The sequence below is a fragment of the Rhodanobacter sp. Soil_C_14 genome (assembly GCF_057657335.1).
In genome coordinates this window covers 247,892-269,021 of sequence record NZ_JBDGIQ010000005.1, presented here as the reverse complement: position 1 = coordinate 269,021, position 21,130 = coordinate 247,892, and the positions used below count along the sequence as shown (strand labels likewise).

Sequence of the window (21,130 nt, the reverse complement as noted above, 5' to 3'; positions counted from 1 at the left end):
GTTCCACACTCTGCTCAGGATTTCAGGACTGCGCTCGCGCACGGGTCGGCAACGACCCGCGCGCGACGCGCTTCTGTGCCTGCAGCACGCAGGTACGCACGATGAATGCATGGACAAGTCGCGGTTGATGCACGAAGTTTCCGCATCGACCCGCCTTGCCAAAGCCTCTTCCCCCCGCAAGGACCGGGCAGGACGTTTTGGCAAGGCGTGGCTGCTGGCCGGCCTCGCCCTGTCGGCACTGCCGGTAGCGTGGGCGGCCACGCCCACGCCACCGGGCACCATCATCAACAACCAGGCGACGCTCACCTGGCAGGGCCCGGTAGGCTCCGCCGGACTGAACGAAGCACCCACGTTTTCACTGACCACCGCCCAGGCCACGCCGGTGACCGGCGTGCGCACGCCGTCGAGCGCGGTGTTCCTGACCTACGCACAGGGTTCCACCAGCGCACTGATCGGCCCGACCCAGTGCAGCCGCGATGGCGGCGCCACGTTCAACGCCCTGCCGGCACCGTTGTCGGCGCAGGGCACCAAGCTGGACCCGAACAGCGCGCAGCCGCTGGGCCCGGCGCAGATGTATTACCCGGGCGACCCGGTGTTCGTGCAGATCACCGACCACGACCAGAACCTCAACCCGCTGGCGCGCGAAACGATCCTGGCCACCGTAGCGGTCGCCGGCAGCAGCCAGTCGGTGACCGTGCGCCTGACCGAGAATGGCCCGGACAGCGGCATCTTCACCGGTTACGTGCCCAGCAGCAGCGACGCCGGCATCGCCTGCGCACTGAGCCTGCAGCCGAACCAGCATCTGGAGCTGCACTACACCGACATCGCCGACGCCAGCGACACGGCTGCCACGCAGGCGCTGGTGAGCCCGTACAACGTGGTGTTCGACGCCACCACCGGCGCGCGCATCAATGGCGCGAAGATCACCCTGGTCGACGCGGACACCGGCGTCGCCGTGGCCCATGTCACCGGTCGCGACGGCGTCAGCAGCTTCCCGTCGAGCGTGACCTCGGGACAGAGTGTCACCGACAGCTCCGGTGCCACCTACAGCGCCTCCGCCGGCGCGTTCCTGCTGCCGCAGGTGCCCGCGGGTCGCTACCGCCTGCAGGTGGTGCCGCCGGCCGGCTATCGCTACGCGTCGACGGCCACCCAGGCCGCCCTGCAGCAGCTGGCCGGCGCTCCGTACGTGCTGGGCCCGGCCTCGTTCGAACAGACCTTCACCCTGGCCAGCGCGCAGCCGATCGGCTTCGACATTCCGCTGGACCCGGTTTCCAGCAGCCTGTTCGTGCAGAAGACCGCCTCGGTGAATGTCGCTGCTGTAGGCGACATGATCCAGTTCACCGTGGCGGTGGAGAACAGCGACAAGGTGGGCGTTGCGCAGGCTGTGCGTCTGGTCGACACCTTGCCGCAGGGCTTCCGCTACGTGAAGGGATCGGCGCGCATTGGGACGGGCAAGGCCGCCGACCCGCGGATCGCCACGAACGGCCAGCAGCTGCAATTCGACCTGGGCAACATCGACAAGTCCAGCCGGCTGCAGCTGACCTATGTCACCGAAGTCACCGCCGCCACGCCGCTGGGCGCATCGATCAACCGCGCGCAAGGCCTTGCCGATGGTGGCATCGCCTCGAACATCGCCACCGCCCAGGTGGAGATCCGCAACGAATTGATGCAGGACGTGAACACCGTGATCGGTCGCGTGCTGGTCGGCTGCGATTCGCACGAAGGCCTGGCCGGCGTGCGCGTGCTGATGGAAGACGGCAGCTACGTGGTCTCCGACAAGGATGGCCGCTTCCACTTCCAGGCGGTGAAGAACGGCACCCACGTGGTGCAGCTCGACACCGACAGCCTGCCGCAGGGTTACGCGACCGATGACTGCGAGCGCAATACGCGCTTCGCCGGGCGCAGCTATTCGCAGTTCGTCGAGCTGCATGGTGGCGCGCTGTGGCGCGCCGATTTCCACGTGCGCCGGCTGCCGCCGCCGAGCGGCCATGTCGCCGTGCAGCTGGCACAGCAGGCTGACGGCGCGCTGATCCACAACACGCTGACGCTGGCGGTCGCGCAGGTGCCGGTGAGCAAGCTGAGCGCCACCGTGCTGGTGCCGGCCGGCGCGCATTACGTCGATGGATCGGCCCGGCTCGACGGTCAGGCGTTCGCTGCGCCCGACGTGATGGACGGCGCCCTGGTATTCCGCCTCGGCGACCGTGCCGCCGGATGGCAGGGCAAGTTGAGCTTCGATCTGCAGTCGAAGGCCGATGCCGGCACCACGCGGGTCACCCAGGCACTGATCAATTTCGACACGCCCGGGGCCGCCCACCAGCACACGCCGCCGGCCTCGGTGACGCTCCCGGCGCGCGGCGCCGCCCGCTCCGACCGGCAGCAGGTCGCCACGCTGGGCCTGGCCCCGTCCGCAGCGAAAGCCGCGACGACGCAGACCATGCAGGACGACAAAAGCGCGGAGGGTGACGCGCTGGCCGACCACTTCCAGTTGAACATGCAGCAAGTGGAAAGCGCCGGATCGCAGGCCGGATTCATCTGGCCCGACAGCAGCTATTCGCCGTCCGTACCCAGCATCAAGGTGGCGGTCAGGCATGGCCCGAAGCAGCAGGTGCGCCTGTCGGTGAACGGCACGCCGGTGTCGTCGCGCAACTTCTCCGGCACCAAGCTCAACGCCGGCCATACCGTCGCCGCCAGCGAATGGCTGGGCGTGCCGCTGGTGGAAGGCGACAACATCCTGCTCGCGGACATCATGGAAGGCGACAAGGTGGTGCAAAGCATGGAGCACCGCGTGCACTACTCCGGCGTGCCGGTGCGCGCCGAGCTGGCGCCGGAAAAATCCAGCCTGGTCGCCAACGGCAGGAGCCGCCCGCGCGTGGCCATCCGCGTGTACGACCGCTGGGGTTATCCGGTGCGTCGCGGCATGACCGGCCGTTACACGCTGCAATCGCCCTACCAGCCGTACCAGAGCCAGCAGGAATTGCAGGACAACCAGCTGCTGGCGATCGCCCCGCGCGAACCGAAGTACACCGTCGCCGATGACGGCATCGCGTATCTGGAACTGGCCCCGACCACCGTGTCGGGCCAGGTCATGGTGAGCATTCCGCTGCAGAACGACACCCGTCAGGACCTGCGCGCGTGGATGCAGCCGGGCAAGCGCGACTGGATCCTGGTCGGCGTGGCCAACGGCACCGCCGCGTTCAACGGCATCCGCGGCCATATCGAGAACGTGCCAGGCAACGATCCGAACCGCGACCTGTTCCAGGACGGCCGCATCGCGCTGTACGCCAAGGGCATGATCAAGGGCCAGTACCTGCTGACCGCCGCCTACGATTCGGCCAAGGCCAGCGGCGCCGATCGCGCCACGCTCAACGGCCTCCAGCAGAGCGTCGATCCGAACCAGTACTTCATGCTGTACGGCGACGCTGCCGAGCAGGGCTACGACGCGTCCAGCGCCAGCAAGCTGTACCTGAAGATCGAACGCGGCCAGTTCTACGCGATGTTCGGCGACTTCGACACCAACCTCAACGTCACCGAGCTGTCGCGTTACGACCGCCGCTTCAACGGCGTGCAGAGCGCCTACGAAAGCAGGCACCTTGGCTACACCGCGTTCGCCGCGCGCAACGCGCAGTCCTATGTGCACGACGAGATCCAGGGCAACGGCACCTCGGGCCTGTACCACCTGGCGCGCCAGCAGATCCTGCTGAACTCCGAGCGCATCCGCCTGGAGACGCGTGACCGCTACCACAACGAGCGCGTGATCAGCACGCAGCAGCTGAGCAGCTATCTCGACTACACGCTGGACTATTACAGCGGCGCGCTGTTCTTCAAGCAGCCGGTGCCCAGCTTCGACGAGAACATGAACCCGGTCTACATCGTGGCCGAGTACGAGGTGATGCGCGCCGGCGACCAGTCGATCACCGCCGGCGGCCGCGTCGCGGTGAAGGCCGCCGGCGACCGACTGGAGCTGGGCGTGACCATGGTCAACGAGGGCGCCGATACCGGCAGCAACCGGCTGGGCGGCGCCGACCTGCGGGTGAAGCTGACCAGCACCAGCGAGCTGAAGGCCGAGGTGTCGCACACCTCGTCGGCGGCCGGCACCGCCAACCTGCTGACCGGTTTCAACAACGTGCCCGGTGCCAGCACCTCCGGCACGGCGCAAGGTTCCGGCACGGCCTATCTGGTGACCCTGCAGAATCACGGCAAGCGACTGGAGAGCGAACTCTACCTGCGCCAGCTCGGCGTGGGTTTTGGCCTGGGCCAGCAGTCGCTGGGCCAGGGTGGCACGCGCAAGTTCGGTGGCAACGCACGCTACCTGCTGGACAAGCACTGGTCGCTGCAGATGGAAGCCTATCGCGAGCAGTCGCTGCAGCTGGCCAGCACGCGCACCGTGGCCGACGCGGGCGTGCGCTACCAGTCCGGCAACCACGCGCTGACGATGGGCGTACGCCACGTCAGCGACGACTATCCGCAGGCAGGCGCCACGGTGGTCGACGCCGGCAACGGTGGCGTCACCAGCGGCATCCTCGGCAATGGTCAGCTCGGCAACGGCTTGGGCAGCTATGGCAGCGGCAGCGCCGACCAGGTCTACTTGGGCGGCAGCACCGGCATCTTCGACAACAAGGTGACCCTGCACGGCATCACCAGCCAGAACATCGCCGGCAACGACCCCGCCTACCCGGCCAGCACCCTGCTGGGCGTCGACTACAAGATGACCGACGCGGCCACCCTGTTCGTCAACCAGCAGTTCAACGACGGTGCGCAGCAGCAGTACAGCCGCATGACCGAACTGGGCGTGCGGGCCACGCCGTGGCAGCGTGCCCAGCTGACCAACTCGATCGGCCAGCAGATGACCGAATACGGTCCGCGCACGTTCTCCACCTCCGGGCTCACCCAGGGCTGGCAGGTCAGCAAGTCGCTGACCCTCAGCGCCGGCCTGAACCAGGTGAAGTCGCTGCATCGCCCGGATGCACCGACCACCGGCACCACCACCGATGGCCAGGCCGTCCCGGTGGCGGGCGCGCTCGATGCGGCCACGCCCTCGATCGCCGGCTCGGCCACCGAAGACTTCACCTCGATGTTCCTCGGCAGCACCTGGCGCCAGAAGGACTGGTCATGGACCAGCCGCGTCGAGTCGCTGCGTTCCACCAGCGAAAGGCGGATCGGCCTGTTCGGTGGTTTCTACCGCGACCTGTCCGCCGGCAACGCGTTCTCCAGCACCTTGCAGGCGTTCGACAGCCGCTTCAGTCCTGGCGGCAAGTCCAGCAATGCGACCTTGCGTTTCAGCTTCGCGCACCGCCCGGACGACGGTCGCTGGTCGCTGCTGGAGCAACTCGACCTGACCTGGAACAACCAGCAGGGCCTGTCCGTGTCGCCGTTCCTGCAGCAGGGCAGCACCGGCATCGCCGCCAGTCAGCAGAGCCCGCAACAGCTGGCCGGCGCGCTGGGCAGCTCCGGCACGTTCGGCATCAACCAGCAGACCGCCAAGCTGGTCAACAACCTGCAGGCCAACTACCGCGGTGACCATTCGCAGTGGTCGATCTACTACGGCTCGAAGTACGCGCGCTACAAGTTCGACAGCGGCAGCTACGCCGGCTACACCGACCTGATCGGCAGCGAGTTCCGCTACGACGTGTCCGAGCACTGGGACGTGGGCGTGATCGCCAGCCGCATGCACTCGTACCGCTCCGGCGTATCCAGCAGCAGCCTCGGCCTGGAAACCGGCTGGGACGTCGGCACCAACATGTGGCTCAGCGTGGGCTACAACTTCAAGGGCTACTACGACCAGGACTTCACCGCCGCGCACTACACCGCGAAAGGCATGTTCCTGCGCTTCCGCTTCAAGTTCGATCAGGATACGGTGAGGGCCATGGCGGAAGGAATGAGCCGATGACACCGTTTTTCCGATTGACCACGACCATGCGTACGTGCGCAACGAGAACGCTGCGTGGGAATTTCGCCCGCTGGAGCGTCCTGCTTCTGCTGTTGATGGCAGGCTGCCTGGGTACCCTGCCGGCGCTCGCAGCCACGAACACGACCTGCGGCCCCGCAACCAGTCGCGGTACGGCGCCAGCCGATTATCAGTCCTATTGCTGGATCGACTTCAGCGGCTACAGCGACAGCGCGGCGCGCAACAGCGCTGGCCAGGACTTTGTCGTCACGCTGTCGAACGGCGCCGTGATGAGCTTCAACCTGAAGTCGAGCGCCGCGACAAACACCGTGGGTGTTCCGTCGTGGTCGGGTGCCGCGCTCGGCAACAATTCGACGTTTTCGGGTATTCCCGGCCAACCCGTGCTCTATACGGCAAACGATGGCAGCACGGTGACCATCAACCTCACCGGCATCAACGTCGACACCTCCGGTGGTCCCGCCCCATTTGCCTTCGTGGCGGCGGATGGCGAATCCAGCAATGACAATGAGAGCCTCAGCTTCTACACCAGCGGCACTCCCTGGACCTTGCTCGCCAGCATCCCTTATGGCACGTCAAATATATACCCGAGCCGGAGTGGCGTCGGAACCGCCACGGTGACGGAGTCCGGCGTTGCCGGAACAGTAGGCAGCTATGCCTTTGCCAGCGCAGGCAGCCCGAGTACGGTCAGGGCCGTGTTGACCGCCGGCGGCCTGCAGGGCGCACTCTTCGGCGTGAAATACGTCGGTCCCGACTTGGGCATCACCAAGTCCCACAGCGGCAATTTCGCCACCGGTGTGAACGGCAGCTACAACTTCGCGGTGCACAATTACAGTGCCTACGCCACCTCCGGCACCACCACCGTCACCGACACGCTGCCCACCGGGCTCAGCTACGTTTCCGCCAGCGGCACTGGCTGGACCTGCGGCGCCGCCGGCCAGGTCGTGACCTGCAGCAACCCCAGCACGGTGGCTGCCGGCGGCGACCTGCCGGCGATCACGCTGAACGTGGCTGTGGCCGGCAATGCGCCGGCCAGCATCAGCAACACGGCAACCGTTGCCACACTGGGCGATTACAGCAAGGCCAACAACAGCAGCACCGACGTCGCCACCGTCATCCGCTCGGATCTGTCCACCTCGACCAAGACCGTGCTGGACACCAACGGCGGCGACACCAACCCCGGCGACACGCTGCGTTACACGATCACCCTGATCAACAACACCGTCGCCGTGGCCAGCGGGGTCAGCGTCAGCGATGACATTCCGGCCGGCGTGGGCGGTCTCAACGTTGTCAGCACGCCCGTCGGCAGCAGCAACGGCAGCACCAGCAGCGGCGGGGCCAACGGCACCGGCAAGGTCAGCGTGAGCGGCATCAGCGTGCCAGCCAACGGCAGCGTCACCATCGTCTACGACGTCACCGTGTCCGGCAGCGATGCTCCGGGGTTCACCATCGACAACAGCGCGACCGTGACCAACTCGGGAGGCACCGGCGGAACACCGATTGCGCCTACGGTAACGGTGTCAGCCACACAGGTTTCAAAGCCCGCGTCGGGCACCAAGATCCTGTATTTGTACGACGACAACACGATGAGCCGCTTGCCACAACTTGCAGGAGGCGCGCCCGTTACGATCTTGAGAGGCAGATCTGACAACTGGCTGCTTGCTGCCGTCAAGAAGCCTTTGGTACTCACGCCGGGAACCGACGCCGTCAGCATATCTCTCATGACTCGTAAAAGCGGTAGTGCGTTCCTTCAGAATAGCCGCTCGATGTACGTTCAACTGTATAAGAACAACACCTTGATCGGCACCAGCACTCCTCAGACTTTCAGTAGCACCGCTTGGACGTTGCGCTCCTTCACCGTCACGGTACCGAATGACGGTAGAGGGAACTTGGCTACGGGGGATGTTCTTTCGTTGCGGATACTGAACAACTCAGGGAGCGATCTCCTTGGCGGTACCGTCAATATTGACGTCGAACAGCTCACCGGCGTCAATCGCAGTACAGTGTCGTTCGACACACCCACCGTCATCAACGTCGATAGCGTCAAGATCTACTCGGCCGCTTACGGCGCCACTACCACCAAAGCATCCTATGCACCGGGCGATACTGTTTATGTACGCGCAGTGATCAGCGATCCGTTCGGCAGCTACGACGTAACCCAGGCCACAATCACGCTAACAGACTCCTCTAATACGGTTGTGCTGACTCCGTCAGCCATGACAGAGCCGCTCAACTCCAGCGGCGCGGCAACACGTACCTATGAGTACGCCTACACGTTGCCAGCCAACATCAAAGTGGGTTCTTGGCTTGCGCAGGTAACTGGCTACGAAGGCACCGAGGGCACGGTGAAGCACACGGCGGCAGCGATGTTCGACGTCGCGTTCCCGCAACCCAATCTGCTGGTGATGAAATCAGTCACCGTGGCGACTGATCCCACCTACTGCACCACAGCCGGCAATCCCGCCAGTTGTTCCGTACCCGCGGGCAAGGCGATGCACTCCTTTCCTGGCGCGGCAGTGCAATACACCATCAACGTCAGCAACAACGGCGTGGGTCCTGCGGACAACAACAGCCTGGTGATCACCGACCCGCTGCCGGCGAACACCAAGTTCGTGCTGGGCAGTGTCGCCTTCGCCGACGGCACGCCTATCAGCGGCCTGACGCTTGCGCCAGCCAACGTGAGCTACTCCAGTGTGGGCAGCGCAGGGCCATGGACTTACACCCCAGCCAACGACGGCAGCGGTGCCGATGCCAACGTGAAGGCGTTGAAGATCGCCCCGCAGGGCATCATGGCCGGCAAGAGCGGTGCGACCGCGCCGAACTTCTCGGTGACGTTCCGCGTGATCATTCTGTAGCAACAGCGCGCGCACGACTGAACCGTCCAAGCGTGAAGCGTGAGCTTCGCGCTCGTCGCCAGCACCTCACCGCGACGAAATGTACTTCTCGCGCCTGATCTGCTTCACCGGCAGGCCGAACTCCTGCAGCGCGGCGAATGCGGCGTCGACCATGTTCGGGTTGCCGCACAGGTAGGCGATGTCGCGGTCGGCGTGGGGGCCGAGTTCGGCCAGCACGTGTTGCACATGGCCGCTGCGGTCGCTGCTGCGAGGCACGGCGCGGGCTTCTCGGCTGAGGCAGCCATGGAAGTGGAAGCCGGGGTGGGCTTGCGCGAAGGCTTCGAACTCTTCGCCGTAGAGCAGCTCGGTTTCGTTGCGGGCGCCGTACAGCAGCACCACTTCGCGGTCGCCGGCGGCCAGCAGCTTTTCGATCTGCGGCAGCATGGCGCGGTACGGGGTGACGCCGGTGCCGGTGGCCAGCAGCAGGTAGCGCGGATGGGTGTCCGCTTCCTGCAGGCAGAAGCGGCCGTACGGGCCGCTGGCGTCGATCACGCCGCCGTGTGCCAGCCCGCCAAGCAACTTGGTTGCCGCACCGCCGTCGACATAGCTCACTGCGATCTCAATGCGCTGCACGGGTGAACTGCCGTCGCCGACGCTGCCCACCGAATAACTGCGCTTGGTCGCGGTGCCGTCGTCGTAGTGGAAATGCACCTGCAGGAACTGGCCGGGCTGGAAGGCCAGCGGCTGGCCGTCGACGCGCTCGAACACCAGGTGGCGCACGGTGGGCGCCAGCATGACGCTGTCGACAAGACGGAGCTGGAAATGATCGGCCATGGGGTTTCCGGAAACAGTGTGTGCCGCCAGACAGGCTCGGGCGGTGCGGCTTGGCCCGCTATAATAAGGGCTAACCCCCTCGGTGCAGCCCATGTCCCCGGAAATCCGCCCCACGGCACCCGCACTTGTCGTCGACAATCTGCGCAAAACCTATCGCAATGGCGTCGAAGCGCTGAAAGGCATCAGCCTGACCGTGCAGCCCGGCGATTTCTTCGCCCTGCTCGGCCCCAATGGCGCCGGCAAGTCGACCCTGATCGGCATCCTGTCGTCGCTGGTGAACGCCACCGACGGTGACGCCCAGGTGTTCGGCGTGTCGGTGAACCATCAGCGCAGCGAGGCGATGAAGCTGATCGGGCTGGTGCCGCAGGAGATCAACTTCAACCAGTTCGAGAAGCCGTTCGACATCTGCGTCAACGAGGCGGGCTTCTACGGCATCCCGCGCAAGCTCGCTGCGGAGCGCGCGGAAAAGTACCTGAAGGAACTGCGCCTGTGGGACAAGGCCTTCCACCAGGCGCGCGAGATGTCCGGCGGCATGAAGCGGCGGCTGATGATTGCCCGCGCGATGATGAACGAGCCGAAGCTGCTGATCCTGGACGAACCCACCGCCGGCGTCGACATCGAGATTCGCCGCTCGATGTGGCAGTTCGTCAGCGCGATCAACGCGGCCGGCACCACGGTGATCCTGACCACGCATTACCTGGAGGAAGCCGAGTCGCTGTGCCGCAACATCGCGATCATCGACCACGGCACCATCATCGAGAACACCAGCATGAAACGCCTGCTGGCGACGCTGGACGTGGAGACCTTCGTGCTCGACGTCAGCGAGGTGCCGCCCGAGCTGCCGCAACTGGACGGCATCGGCTTCCGCCGCATCGACGAGCGCACGCTGGAGGCAGAAATGGCGCGCACGCAGAACCTCAACGCACTGTTCGGCGCACTGACCGCCGGCGGCATCACGGTGAACTCGATGCGCACCAAGACCAACCGGCTGGAGGAGCTGTTCGTGCGGCTGGTCGAGCAAGGCCGTGCACCGGCCCGGGAGAAAGCGGCATGAACGCCTCGACCAACCTTGTCGCGCTGTACACCGTGGCGCGCCGCGAAATCGTGCGGATCGTGCGCATCTGGACGCAGACGCTGATCCCCCCCATCATCACGATGACGCTGTACTTCATCATCTTCGGCAAGCTGATCGGCAGCCGCATCGGCATCGTCGAGGGCGGCTTCAGCTACATGCAGTACATCGTGCCGGGGCTGGTGATGATGAGCGTCATCAACAACAGCTACATGAACATTTCCAGCTCGTTCTACGGCGCCAAGTTCCAGCGCTCGGTGGAGGAAATGCTGGTGTCGCCGATGGCCAACTGGGCGATCCTCTACGGCTACGTGATCGGTGCGGTGGCACGCGCCCTGGTGGTCGGCGCGCTGGTGCTGCTGGTGGCGCTGTTCTTCACCTCGCTGCACGTGGCACATCCGCTGGTGGCGCTGGCCGCGGTCACCCTGGGTGCGGTCATCTTCGCGCTGGCCGGCTTCATCAATGCGGTATTCGCGAGCAAGTTCGACGACATCGCGCTGGTGCCGACCTTCGTGATCACCCCGCTGACCTACCTCGGCGGCGTGTTCTATTCGATCAACATGCTGGGCGAACCGTGGCGCGCCATCTCCCACGCCAACCCGATCCTGTACATGGTCAACGCATTCCGCTACGGCGTGCTCGGCATCAGCGACGTGTCGGTGGGCGGTGCGTTCGCGGTGATGCTGGTGTTCATCGCCGGACTGACGATGGCGGCGCTGCAGTTGCTGCGACGGGGCGTGGGGCTTCGATCCTGAGAGCAGTGGGTAGGAGCCGACATGCGCGTCAACAAGTACATCAGCGAAGCCGGCCTGTGTTCGCGCCGAGAGGCGGACGAGTTGCTGCTGGCCGGTCGGGTCAGCATCAACGGCGAGGTGGTCACGACCGGTGCGAAGGCGCTGGATGGCGACGAGGTACGCGTCGATGGCGAGATCGTCAAGGCGCGCGTGCTCGCTGCCACGCCGGGCGCGAAGAAGGCGATCTATATCGCGCTGAACAAGCCGGTGGGGATCACCTGCACCACCGACCAGGGCGTGGACGGCAACATCGTGGACTTCATCGACCATCCGCAGCGGATCTTTCCGATCGGCCGGCTGGACAAGGATTCCGAGGGGCTGATCCTGCTGACCAGCAACGGCGGCATCGTCAACGAGATCCTGCGCGCGGAGAACCACCACGAGAAGGAATATCTGGTCGGCGTGAACAAGGCCGTGACCGACGAATTTCTGGCCGGCATGAGCAAGGGCGTGCGCGTCCACGGCCAGATGACCCAGCGTTGCCGCGTGCGCCGGATCGCCAAGTTCGGCTTCTCGATCGTGCTGACCCAGGGCCTCAACCGCCAGATCCGGCTGATGGCCGCCGCGTTCGGCTACCGGGTGACCCAGCTGCGCCGCGTGCGCATCGACAACGTCAAGCTGGCCCATCTGAAACCCGGCCAGTGGCGCAACCTCACCGAAGCGGAGCTGAAGGGGCTGTTGCCGGGGCGCACGCAGTGGTGAGCACCCAAGCGCCTGCATCCTGAAAATCAGGATGGGTGGCCAGCTTCGCTGTTGATAAAGCGCCTCCCGCGTTCGCGGGAATGACGGCAAAAAGGCGGTACCCGCCCATCGCCATGCCGCGCTATGCCGCCGGCAGCGTCTGCAGATCCCAGCGCGGGCGTACCTGGATGGTTTCGTCCTGATGCTGGCCGCTGGCCAGGCGGATCGCGCCGGCCAGCGCGATCATCGCGCCGTTGTCGGTGCAGAAATCCAGCCGGGGGAAATACGCCCGGAAGCCGTCCTTCTCGCCGGCCCTGGCCAGCTCGCTGCGCAGATGTCGGTTCGCGCCCACGCCGCCGGCGATCACCAGCCGGCGCGCGCCGCTGGCTTCCAGCGCGCGGCGGCACTTGATGATCAGCGTGTCGACGATCGCCTCCTGGAAGGCGCGGGCGATATCGGCGCGGGTCTGCTCGCTCTGGTCGGATTTCTGCCAGGCCAGCAGCACCTGGGTCTTCAGGCCGGAAAAGCTGAAATCCAGCCCGGGCCGGTCGGTCATCGGGCGGGAGAATCGGTACGCGCCGGCCGTGCCCTGCTCGGCCAGTTTCGCCAGCGCCGGGCCGCCCGGATATGGCAGGCCCATCAGCTTGGCGGTCTTGTCGAACGCCTCGCCGGCCGCGTCATCCAGGGTGTCGCCCAGGATCGTGTACTGGCCGATCGCCTTCACCTCGACCAGCAACGAATGGCCGCCGGACACCAGCAAGGCCACGAACGGCGGCTCAGGCGGGTTTTCCTCCAGCAGCGGCGCCAGCAGGTGGCCTTCCATGTGATGCACCCCGATCGCGGGCACGCCCAGCGCCCAGGCCAGCGCGCGGCCCAGCGACGCACCGACCAGCAGGGCGCCGACCAGACCCGGCCCGGCGGTGTAGGCCACCCCGCCCAGGTCCTGCACGGTCAACCCGGCCTCGGCCAGCGCCTCGCGGATCAGCGGCACCAGCTTGCGCACGTGGTCGCGGCTGGCCAGCTCCGGCACCACGCCGCCGTAATCGGCGTGCAGCTTGATCTGGCTGTACAGCGTATGGGCCAGCAGCCCCTTCCCGGGCGCGTCCGGTTGCCAGCGCAACAGCGCCACGCCGGTCTCGTCGCAGGAGCTCTCGATGCCCAGAATCGGCTTCATCGGCCCGGCCTTTGAAAATTCTTCGTCATGCACGGTATAATTCCCGGCTCACCACATTCAGCTGTCCTGCAAGAGCAGGCAGATTACCACCCGGAGTTTCCATGCCCAACGTAAAAGTTCGCGAGAACGAGCCGTTCGAGATCGCACTGCGTCGTTTCAAGCGTACCTGCGAAAAGGCCGGCGTCCTTGCCGAAACGCGCAAGCGCGAGTTCTACGAGAAGCCGACCCAGGAACGCAAGCGCAAGCGCGCTGCCGCCGTGAAGCGTCACCTGCGCCGTCTGTCGCGCGACGTTTCGCGCAAGGTTCGCCTGTACTGAGTTTCCCGACCTGCCGTCCGGCAGGTCATGCGGCGCCCCGGCGCTGCGCACCCGGAAACACGGTCGGCGCCAGCTCTTCGACGAGAGCCGCTCGCAGCCACCGCAGGCACAGCCGATACGACATGGCCGGTGTTGTCCCCAGGGGCAACGCCGGCTTTGTCGTTTCCGTAGAATGGTCCATTCATCCCATAAGGCCCCGCCCATGACGCTCAAGCAGCAGCTCACCGAAGACATGAAGAACGCCATGCGCGCCGGCGAAAAGCACCAGCTGGGCGTGATCCGGCTGATGCTGGCCGCGATCAAGCAGCGCGAGGTCGATGAGCGGATCGAACTCGACGACGTCCAGGTGCTGGCCACGCTCGAGAAGATGATGAAGCAGCGCAAGGACTCGGTCAGCCAGTTCGATGCGGCCGGTCGCGACGACCTGTCGGCGATCGAACGCGCCGAGATGGTGGTGATCGAGACCTATCTGCCGGCCAAACTGGACGAGGCCGAGATCGACGCGCTGATCACCGCCGCGATCGCCGAAACCGGCGCCAGCTCGCCGCGCGACATGGGCAAGGTGGTGGCCGCGGTGAAGGAGAAAGCCGCCGGCCGCGCCGACATGGGCGTGGTGTCGGGCCGCATCAAGACCCGCCTGGCGGGCTGATCTCCGTTCGCGGCGTACGCTGCCTCAGCCCTGTCGCAGCAGCACCATCAGCGCCAGCAGGCCGAGCAGGATCGCCATGACGGCCAGCGCCACGCGCTGGCGCCGTTTGCGCAGCCGCTGCCAGTTCGCCATGTCCAGGAAATAGCGCCCCTCGCCGGGGCAGCGCAACACCGCGTGCTGCACCAGCGAATACCAGGCCATGCCCTGCTTCAGGCCCAGCTGTTCCGGGCGGCACGCGGTGGCGGGCGTGGTTGCCGCCGCCCGCTCGAACGCGCGGACGATCTTCCGCTGTTTCACCATCATCACCGCGATGATCACCACGATTCGTCACTCCCGGCTGGCCGCGCAGCTTGCCGCGGCCAGCTGGTGCGGGCAAGTGGCGTGATGCATCGGCTTCACGCCTCTGGCGCTACAAAGCAAACCGAGCCGGTGGAGTCCCGCCGTGCCTAACCCGCAGTTGCAGGAGATCGTCATGCTGAAGTGGGCCATCATTTTCGCCATCATCTCGCTGGTCACCGGCTGGCTCGGCTTCGGTGGCGTGTCGGGCGCCAGCGCGACCATCGCCAAGGTGCTGTTCGCCTGCTTCGTGATCCTGTTCCTGCTGGCCGTGCTGGCGGTGATCGGCGTCTTCCACATCCTCTAGGCGTGCTCCGCCGGCGCCTGCCATTGCATGCGCCGGTGGCCCGGCACGCGGCCCTGCGGATTGGCCAGCGTCGATGGGCGCTCGGCGGTCACCCCGAACCCCAGCCGCTGATAGAGGCGCTGGGCATCGGGGTTGGTCATTGCCACGTCCAGCACGACGGGGCCGAGCGCAGCCGCCGGCCGCTGCGCCAGCAGGTGGGCGACCAGGGCGGTGCCCGCACCCTTGCCGCGCAGGGCCGGACTCACACCCAGATGTCCCAGGTAATACAGATCGCCGGCCGGCGGCGGGATCACCGACTCGGTGCGCAGGCCACGCCCGATCACCCCGGGCGCATGGCGCCAGCCGTAATGGCGCACGATCTGCCGCGCCGCGGCCAGGGTGAACGGCCACTTGGTGTCGCCGCCGTAGCCCGCCCCGACCGCTACCACCACGCCGTCGCGCTCGCCCACCACGTGGTTGCGCCAGCCGAACTCGCCCGCACCGTCGACGAAGGCCCGCCGCAGAAAGGCCTGCGCATCACCCACGTCCGGCACCGCGAAAACATAGTCGAAGGCCGCCGGCCCCGAGCTATGGATCAGCGGCACCGCCGCCTCCACGTCGGAGGCGGCCGCCGGGCGGAACAGCCATCCAGCCATCGTCGTCACATTCCCGTTGAGACCCCGGCCGAGATTAGCGCAGTCCGCGGACGCGGCGGGGGCGCCGACCGACTAAACTAGGCCGCTTATGCGTGGCCTGATCCCCGACAGCTTCATCGATGAACTGCTTGCCCGCGTCGACATCGTCGACGTGATCGAGCGGCGGGTGCCGTTGAAGAAGGCCGGACGCGAGTGGACGGCGTGCTGCCCGTTCCACAACGAGCGCTCGCCGTCGTTCTACGTCAGCCCGGCCAAGCAGTTCTTCCACTGCTTCGGTTGCGGCGTGCACGGCAGCGCGATCAAGTTCCTGATGGACTACGACCGCCTGGAGTTTCCCGACGCCGTCGAGGAACTGGCCCAGACGGTGGGCCTGACCGTGCCCCGCGAAGGCGGCCGCGAAGCGGTGCCGCGCGAGGACAAGACCGATCTCTACGCGCTGCTGGATGCCGCCGCCGGCTGGTACGAAGGCGAGCTGCCGCGCAGCAGCGATGCCCAGGCCTATTGCAAGAAGCGCGGACTGGACGCCGAGACGATCAGGCGTTTCCGCCTCGGCTGGGCACCGGCCGGCTACGACGGCGTGATCAAGGCGCTGGGCAACACGCCGCGCCGGATGGAGCTGCTGAACGAGGCCGGCATGGTCGCCTCCAGCGAGCGCGGCAGCAAATACGATCGCTTCCGCGAGCGGCTGATGTTCCCGATCCTCGACCGCCGCGGCAGGGTGATCGCGTTCGGCGGCCGCGTCCTGAGCTCCGAACAATCCCCGAAGTACCTCAACTCTCCCGAGACCCCGCTGTTCCACAAGGGCCGCGAGCTGTTCGCGCTGTGGCAGGTGAAGCAGGCGAACGCGAACCTGCTGCGGATCGTGGTGGTCGAGGGCTACATGGACGTGATCGCGCTGCACCAGGCCGGCTTGCCGATCGCGGTGGCCACGCTGGGCACGGCGACCACGCCGGAACACACCGAGGTGCTGTTCCGTGCCGCGCCGGACGTGGTGTTCTGCTTCGATGGCGACCGCGCCGGCCGCGCCGCCGCTTGGAAGGCGCTGGAATCGGCGCTACCGCGCCTGCGCGACGGTCGCCAGGCGTACTTCCTGTTCCTGCCCGACGGCGAGGACCCGGACTCGCTGGTGCGCAAGGAGGGCAAGGACGGCTTCGAGAAGCGCATCCGGGAAGCGATGCCGCTATCGGACTATTTCTTCAACGAACTGTCGCACGACGTCGACATGGCCAGCCTCGACGGCCGCGCCCGGCTGGCCGAGCGCGCTCGTCCGCTGATCGGCAAACTGCCCGACGGCGCGTTCCGCGACCTGATGGCGCAGGAGCTGGAAAAACGCAGCGGCGCGCGGGCGATGCTGCAGGCCGACCCGGCCGCGCACCGCGCGTTGCAACGCCCCACCGCGGTGCAGCGCAGCCTGGTGCGCAGCGCGATCTCGCTGTTGCTGGCCCAGCCTGGCCTGGCCGACCAGGTGGAAAGGCCCTATCGCTTCCTGCGCCTGGACAAGCCCGGCGTGGAGCTGCTGGCCGAATTGCTCGACCTGGCGCGCGCCCGCCCAGGCATCAATCCGGCGATGCTGGTGGAGCATTTTGCCGAGCGCGAAGCCTACCCGTCGCTGCAAAAACTGATGGCGACCACGGTCGTCGGCGAACCCGAGGCCCAAGCGGCGGAATTCTTCGATGCGCTGCAGCGCATGGAAGACCAGGCGGTCACCCAGCGCCGCGATGCGCTGACCGCGAAGAGCCGCGAAGGCACGCTGGACAGCGCCGAGAAGGCCGAACTGCGCGAACTGCTGGCCGCCCGCGTGCGCCCGCCGGTGGCCTCGGCGTGACTGCGGTGAACTGCCGCAGGTCCGGGCCCTGCGCCCGCGCCATCCTGGCTGTCGCTGCGGGCGACAATGCGAGTGTGGGATCATCTCGGGCTTCGTCCCGGCGTGTTCCGCGGAACGCACGGGATTACTGATGGATCTGTTGCAACAGCTCGTCACGATTTTTGCCGAGAACGGCTACCTCGCCGTCTTCCTCGCGCTGATGATCTGTGGCGCCGGCCTGCCCCTGCCCGAAGACATCACCCTGGTCGCCGGCGGCGTGATCGCCGGACTGGGCTATGCGAACGTCCACGTGATGGTCGCCCTGGCGATGTTCGGCGTGCTGCTGGGCGACTGCGCGATCTTCCTGCTGGGCCACCATTACGGCGCGCGCATCCTGAAGTGGCGTTTCGTGGCGCGCATCCTCACGCCCTCGCGCTACTGCAGGGTGCAGGACAAGTTCCAGCGCTATGGCAACCGCGTGCTGTTCTTCGCCCGCTTCCTGCCCGGCATGCGCACCACCATCTACCTCACCGCCGGCATGACCCATCGCGTGTCGTTCCTGCGCTTCCTGCTGATCGACACCGTAGCCGCGCTGATCAGCGTGCCGTTCTGGGTTTACCTGGGCTTCCTGGGCGCCGACAACCATGCATGGCTGGTGAAGTGGATCCATCGCGGCCAGAGCAGCCTGTGGGCCCTGGTCGGCATTCTCGCGGTGATCGGACTGGTGCTGTGGTGGCGCAGGAAGCACCGCGACCAGTGCGGGCTGGACTGAATCCCCGACATGTCGTCGCGTCGCCTGCTGCCGGACCCTTTCACCCTCGCCCTGCTCGCCACCGTCGTACTGGCCTCGCTGCTGCCTTGCCGGGGCGAGCTGGCGCGAACCTTCGACGTGATCACCGACGCAGCCATCGCGCTGCTGTTCTTCCTGCACGGCGCCAAGCTGCCGCGCTCGGCCATCATGCAGGGGCTGGCCCACTGGCGCCTGCACCTCACCGTGTTCGCCGGCACCTTCGTGCTGTTCCCGCTGCTGGGCCTGGCCCTGCGGCCGCTGGGCCACGCACTGCTCACGCCGGATCTCTACCTTGGCCTCCTGTTCGTCTGCGCGCTGCCCTCGACGGTGCAGTCGTCGATCGCGTTCACCTCGATCGCCGGCGGCAATGTCCCGGCCGCCGTGGTCAGCGCCTCGATGTCGAACCTGATCGGCATCGCGCTGACCCCGCTGCTGGTCGGCCTGCTGCTGGCCACCCGTGGCGGCGGCGCCTCGTGGCACGGCGTGCTGGACATCGTGTTGCAGTTGCTGCTGCCGTTCGCGCTCGGCCATGGCGCGCGGCGCTGGATCGGTGGCTGGATCGATCGGCACAAGCCCGTGCTTGGCTACACCGACCGCGGCACGATCCTGCTGGTGGTCTACACCGCCTTCAGCGCCGCGGTGGTGGAAGGCCTGTGGCGCGACACGCCGCTCTCGGCGCTGCTGTCCACCCTGGCGATGTGCGGCCTGTTGCTGGCGCTGATGATGCCCATCCTGACCTGGGCCGCACGACGGCTGGGCTTTTCCCGTGAGGACGAGATCACGATCGTCTTCTGCGGTTCCAAGAAGAGCATGGCCAGCGGCATCCCGATGGCCAAGATCCTGTTCGCCGGCCAGCTCGGCGGCCTCGGCGCACTGGTACTGCCGCTGATGATCTTCCATCAGTTGCAGCTGATGGTATGCGCGGTGGTGGCGCGTCGCTATGCGGCGCGCGGAGCGCATATCGATGGCGGGGATGATCGCGAAGCGGATTGATTCGAGGGCCCGTCGTCGAGCGGCCGTTCCCTAGGCGCGAGGTTGCGCCCATGATCGGGTCCGGGCGAACTCTGTCCGCGATGCCCTTGCCGCTTTCAGAGCAGGAGGACGAGAGCTCCTGCTGGCATTCCTGCTCTTTTGCTATGCACCTGCGATGGCCAGGCAAGGCTGCCTTCGAAGGCCACCTGATCTCTTCAGCAGGAAACATTGCGTATGCATCCCTCCGAAGAGTCTGCCACGAGACACATAATCGACCGTAAACACCAGATCACCGCGCGTTGTCCACCGCACATCACCCGGAGCACCGCGAAGAGAATGCAGTGGCGTCGCGACAACGACACCATCGTTGCGCTGCTCCACGCGAAAAATGGCGCCGGCACCATGCCCCATATGGGACAACCCGGTGAAGACAACGACGCCGAACGGCATGCCCACGATGCCCCGCACGTTCTGCCTGAGTAACGTTTGCACCGCCCCGCTTGCATCACGAAACACCAGCTCCCCACCCCACTCGCCGCGATCAGCACCAAGCAATTCGCCGTTGAACGCGGCGTACGTGTAGCCGGCTTTCTGGAGGAAGCGGCGAACATGGGTACCAGCCTCGTCCACGCCAACGGTCTCGGCGGGGTAGCTCCGGGCAGCCTCGACACCGGCCGGAGTAGATGCCGTCAGCGCGCGCGCAATCACCGACCCCTGCACCTTCACCACCAAGCGATCCCGAACCCATAAACCCACGCACAGACACAACATGGCGCACAGCAAGACGATCACTGGGACGACCCGTTTCTTGCCCTGATTAACCATGGCAGCACCTGTCGACCGCCGACTTCGGACATGCCTTTGTGCATCGGGCAGAGCGGGTCATTCCCCGCGCAACCACCGCGCCGCGTCCACCGCGTAATAGGTCAGAATCGCATCCGCCCCCGCGCGCTTGAACGCCGTCAGCGACTCCAGCACCACGGCCTTCTCGTCCAGCCATCCGTTCTGCGAGGCGGCCTTCAACATCGCGTATTCGCCGCTGACCTGGTAGACGAAGGTCGGTACGCCGAACGTGTCCTTCACCCGGCGCAACACGTCGAGGTACGGCATGCCGGGTTTCACCATCACCGCGTCGGCGCCCTCGAGGATGTCCAGCTCGACCTCGCGCAGCGCCTCGTCGCTGTTGCCGACATCCATCTGGTAGGTGTGCTTGTTGCCCTTGCCGAGGTTGGCCGACGAGCCGACTGCGTCGCGGAACGGGCCGTAGAAGGCGGAGGCGTATTTCGCCGAGTAGGCGAGGATGCGGGTGTGGATGTGGCCGGCGTCTTCCAGCGCCTCGCGGATGGAACCGATGCGGCCGTCCATCATGTCCGACGGCGCCACGAAATCCATGCCGGCCTCGGCCTGGGCCAGCGACATCTTGATCAGCGCCTCGACGGTGGGCTCGTTCATCACGTAGCCGGTGTCGTCGATCAGGCCGTCCTGGCCGTGGGTGGTGTACGGGTCGAGCGCGACGTCGCCGATCAGGCCCAGCTCGGGGTACTTCGCCTTCAGCGCGCGGGTGGCGCGATGCATCAGGTTGTCGGGGTTCCACGCTTCGCTGGCGTCGAGTGATTTCACGTCGGCCCCGGGCGACGGGAACAGCGCCAGCGCGGGGATGCCCAGGCGCACGCATTCGCCACCCAGCTTCAGCAACTCGTCGATGGAGAGACGGTCGACGCCGGGCATCGACGGCACCGCTTCGCGCTGGCCTTCACCCTCGATCACGAAGGCCACCATGATCAGGTCGCTGACCAGCAAGGTGTGCTCGCGCATCAGGGCGCGGGAAAAGGCGTCGCGGCGCATGCGGCGCATGCGGATGGCGGGGAAGCTCATGGCGTGGTCTCGTGGCGGGGCATCCGCCCATTTTACGCCGTTGCGGCGAGCCTCCACCGAATGTACCGGCCCGGCCATTCTGCGCCGTACGGTGAGCAAAACACTGGACTAACCGCCAGCGGGCCGGCAGGCTTGTCGCTTCACGTCGTCAGGA

General features: G+C 66.4%; 17 protein-coding genes. 11 read left to right on the top strand and 6 right to left on the bottom strand.

Features of this window, described 5'->3' with window-relative positions; translation table 11 throughout:
* The first annotated feature begins 109 nt into the window (after positions 1–109).
* Both AC3A56_RS13700 and AC3A56_RS13695 read left to right on the top strand, forming a co-directional pair.
* The gene (locus AC3A56_RS13700; RefSeq protein ID WP_487770689.1) at positions 110–5,887 is read left to right on the top strand and encodes a hypothetical protein; all 5,778 of its coding nucleotides are present in this window, start codon (positions 110–112) and stop codon (positions 5,885–5,887) included.
* On the top strand, positions 5,884–8,757 hold the full coding sequence (locus AC3A56_RS13695; protein ID WP_487770688.1) for a CshA/CshB family fibrillar adhesin-related protein: 2,874 nt from the start codon (positions 5,884–5,886) through the stop codon (positions 8,755–8,757). The genes AC3A56_RS13700 and AC3A56_RS13695 overlap by 4 nt, the downstream gene beginning before the upstream one ends.
* Before the next feature lie 66 nt (positions 8,758–8,823).
* Here the strand turns inward: AC3A56_RS13695 and AC3A56_RS13690 are convergent, their stop codons facing one another.
* The gene (locus AC3A56_RS13690; protein WP_056768164.1) at positions 8,824–9,570 is read right to left on the bottom strand and encodes a ferredoxin--NADP reductase; all 747 of its coding nucleotides are present in this window, start codon (positions 9,568–9,570) and stop codon (positions 8,824–8,826) included.
* Between the two features lie 91 nt (positions 9,571–9,661).
* Between AC3A56_RS13690 and AC3A56_RS13685 the strand changes: the two genes are divergently transcribed.
* The 3 genes from AC3A56_RS13685 to AC3A56_RS13675 are packed head-to-tail and all read left to right on the top strand — an operon-like array spanning position 9,662 to position 12,138.
* Positions 9,662–10,624: an ABC transporter ATP-binding protein gene (locus tag AC3A56_RS13685; protein WP_487770687.1), complete on the top strand. Its 963-nt coding sequence runs from the start codon at positions 9,662–9,664 to the stop codon at positions 10,622–10,624.
* Entirely contained in the window at positions 10,621–11,397 is a 777-nt protein-coding gene (locus tag AC3A56_RS13680; protein WP_487770686.1) for an ABC transporter permease, read from the top strand. The genes AC3A56_RS13685 and AC3A56_RS13680 overlap by 4 nt, the downstream gene beginning before the upstream one ends.
* A gap of 21 nt (positions 11,398–11,418) precedes the next feature.
* Complete coding sequence (locus AC3A56_RS13675) at positions 11,419–12,138, top strand: pseudouridine synthase (RefSeq protein ID WP_487770685.1); 720 nt, start codon at positions 11,419–11,421, stop codon at positions 12,136–12,138.
* A 121-nt stretch (positions 12,139–12,259) separates the two neighbouring features.
* Here the strand turns inward: AC3A56_RS13675 and tsaD are convergent, their stop codons facing one another.
* A complete protein-coding gene (gene tsaD / locus AC3A56_RS13670) occupies positions 12,260–13,291 on the bottom strand; it encodes a tRNA (adenosine(37)-N6)-threonylcarbamoyltransferase complex transferase subunit TsaD (RefSeq protein WP_487770684.1) in 1,032 nt (343 codons plus the stop codon).
* Between the two features lie 101 nt (positions 13,292–13,392).
* On the opposite strand from tsaD, the gene rpsU reads away from it, so the two are divergent.
* Both rpsU and AC3A56_RS13660 read left to right on the top strand, forming a co-directional pair.
* A complete protein-coding gene (rpsU, locus tag AC3A56_RS13665) occupies positions 13,393–13,608 on the top strand; it encodes a 30S ribosomal protein S21 (protein ID WP_007081639.1) in 216 nt (71 codons plus the stop codon).
* A gap of 202 nt (positions 13,609–13,810) precedes the next feature.
* Complete coding sequence (locus AC3A56_RS13660) at positions 13,811–14,257, top strand: GatB/YqeY domain-containing protein (RefSeq protein ID WP_056717981.1); 447 nt, start codon at positions 13,811–13,813, stop codon at positions 14,255–14,257.
* A gap of 24 nt (positions 14,258–14,281) precedes the next feature.
* On the opposite strand, the gene AC3A56_RS13655 is transcribed toward AC3A56_RS13660, so the two are convergent.
* The gene (locus AC3A56_RS13655; protein WP_056768149.1) at positions 14,282–14,578 is read right to left on the bottom strand and encodes a hypothetical protein; all 297 of its coding nucleotides are present in this window, start codon (positions 14,576–14,578) and stop codon (positions 14,282–14,284) included.
* 151 nt (positions 14,579–14,729) lie between these two features.
* Here AC3A56_RS13655 and AC3A56_RS13650 point away from each other — a divergent pair, with 151 nt between their 5' ends.
* The gene (locus AC3A56_RS13650; RefSeq protein WP_082542842.1) at positions 14,730–14,900 is read left to right on the top strand and encodes a DUF1328 domain-containing protein; all 171 of its coding nucleotides are present in this window, start codon (positions 14,730–14,732) and stop codon (positions 14,898–14,900) included.
* On the opposite strand, the gene AC3A56_RS13645 is transcribed toward AC3A56_RS13650, so the two are convergent.
* Complete coding sequence (locus AC3A56_RS13645) at positions 14,897–15,535, bottom strand: GNAT family N-acetyltransferase (protein WP_487770683.1); 639 nt, start codon at positions 15,533–15,535, stop codon at positions 14,897–14,899. The genes AC3A56_RS13650 and AC3A56_RS13645 overlap by 4 nt on opposite strands.
* 88 nt (positions 15,536–15,623) lie before the next feature.
* Between AC3A56_RS13645 and dnaG the strand changes: the two genes are divergently transcribed.
* The 3 genes from dnaG to AC3A56_RS13630 all read left to right on the top strand — a co-directional run bounded on the left by dnaG (position 15,624) and on the right by AC3A56_RS13630 (position 19,122).
* Positions 15,624–17,360: a DNA primase gene (gene dnaG, locus AC3A56_RS13640; protein ID WP_487770682.1), complete on the top strand. Its 1,737-nt coding sequence runs from the start codon at positions 15,624–15,626 to the stop codon at positions 17,358–17,360.
* Positions 17,361–17,490: 130 nt separating this feature from the next.
* Positions 17,491–18,111, top strand: coding sequence for a DedA family protein (locus AC3A56_RS13635; RefSeq protein ID WP_056717976.1), 621 nt, complete (start codon positions 17,491–17,493; stop codon positions 18,109–18,111).
* 9 nt (positions 18,112–18,120) lie between these two features.
* Complete coding sequence (locus tag AC3A56_RS13630; protein WP_487770681.1) at positions 18,121–19,122, top strand: bile acid:sodium symporter family protein; 1,002 nt, start codon at positions 18,121–18,123, stop codon at positions 19,120–19,122.
* Between the two features lie 141 nt (positions 19,123–19,263).
* Here AC3A56_RS13630 and AC3A56_RS13625 read toward each other — a convergent pair whose 3' ends face one another.
* Entirely contained in the window at positions 19,264–19,926 is a 663-nt protein-coding gene (locus AC3A56_RS13625; RefSeq protein ID WP_487770680.1) for a hypothetical protein, read from the bottom strand.
* 57 nt (positions 19,927–19,983) lie between these two features.
* On the bottom strand, positions 19,984–20,976 hold the full coding sequence (hemB, locus tag AC3A56_RS13620) for a porphobilinogen synthase (RefSeq protein WP_487770679.1): 993 nt from the start codon (positions 20,974–20,976) through the stop codon (positions 19,984–19,986).
* Between the last annotated feature and the right edge of the window lie 154 nt (positions 20,977–21,130).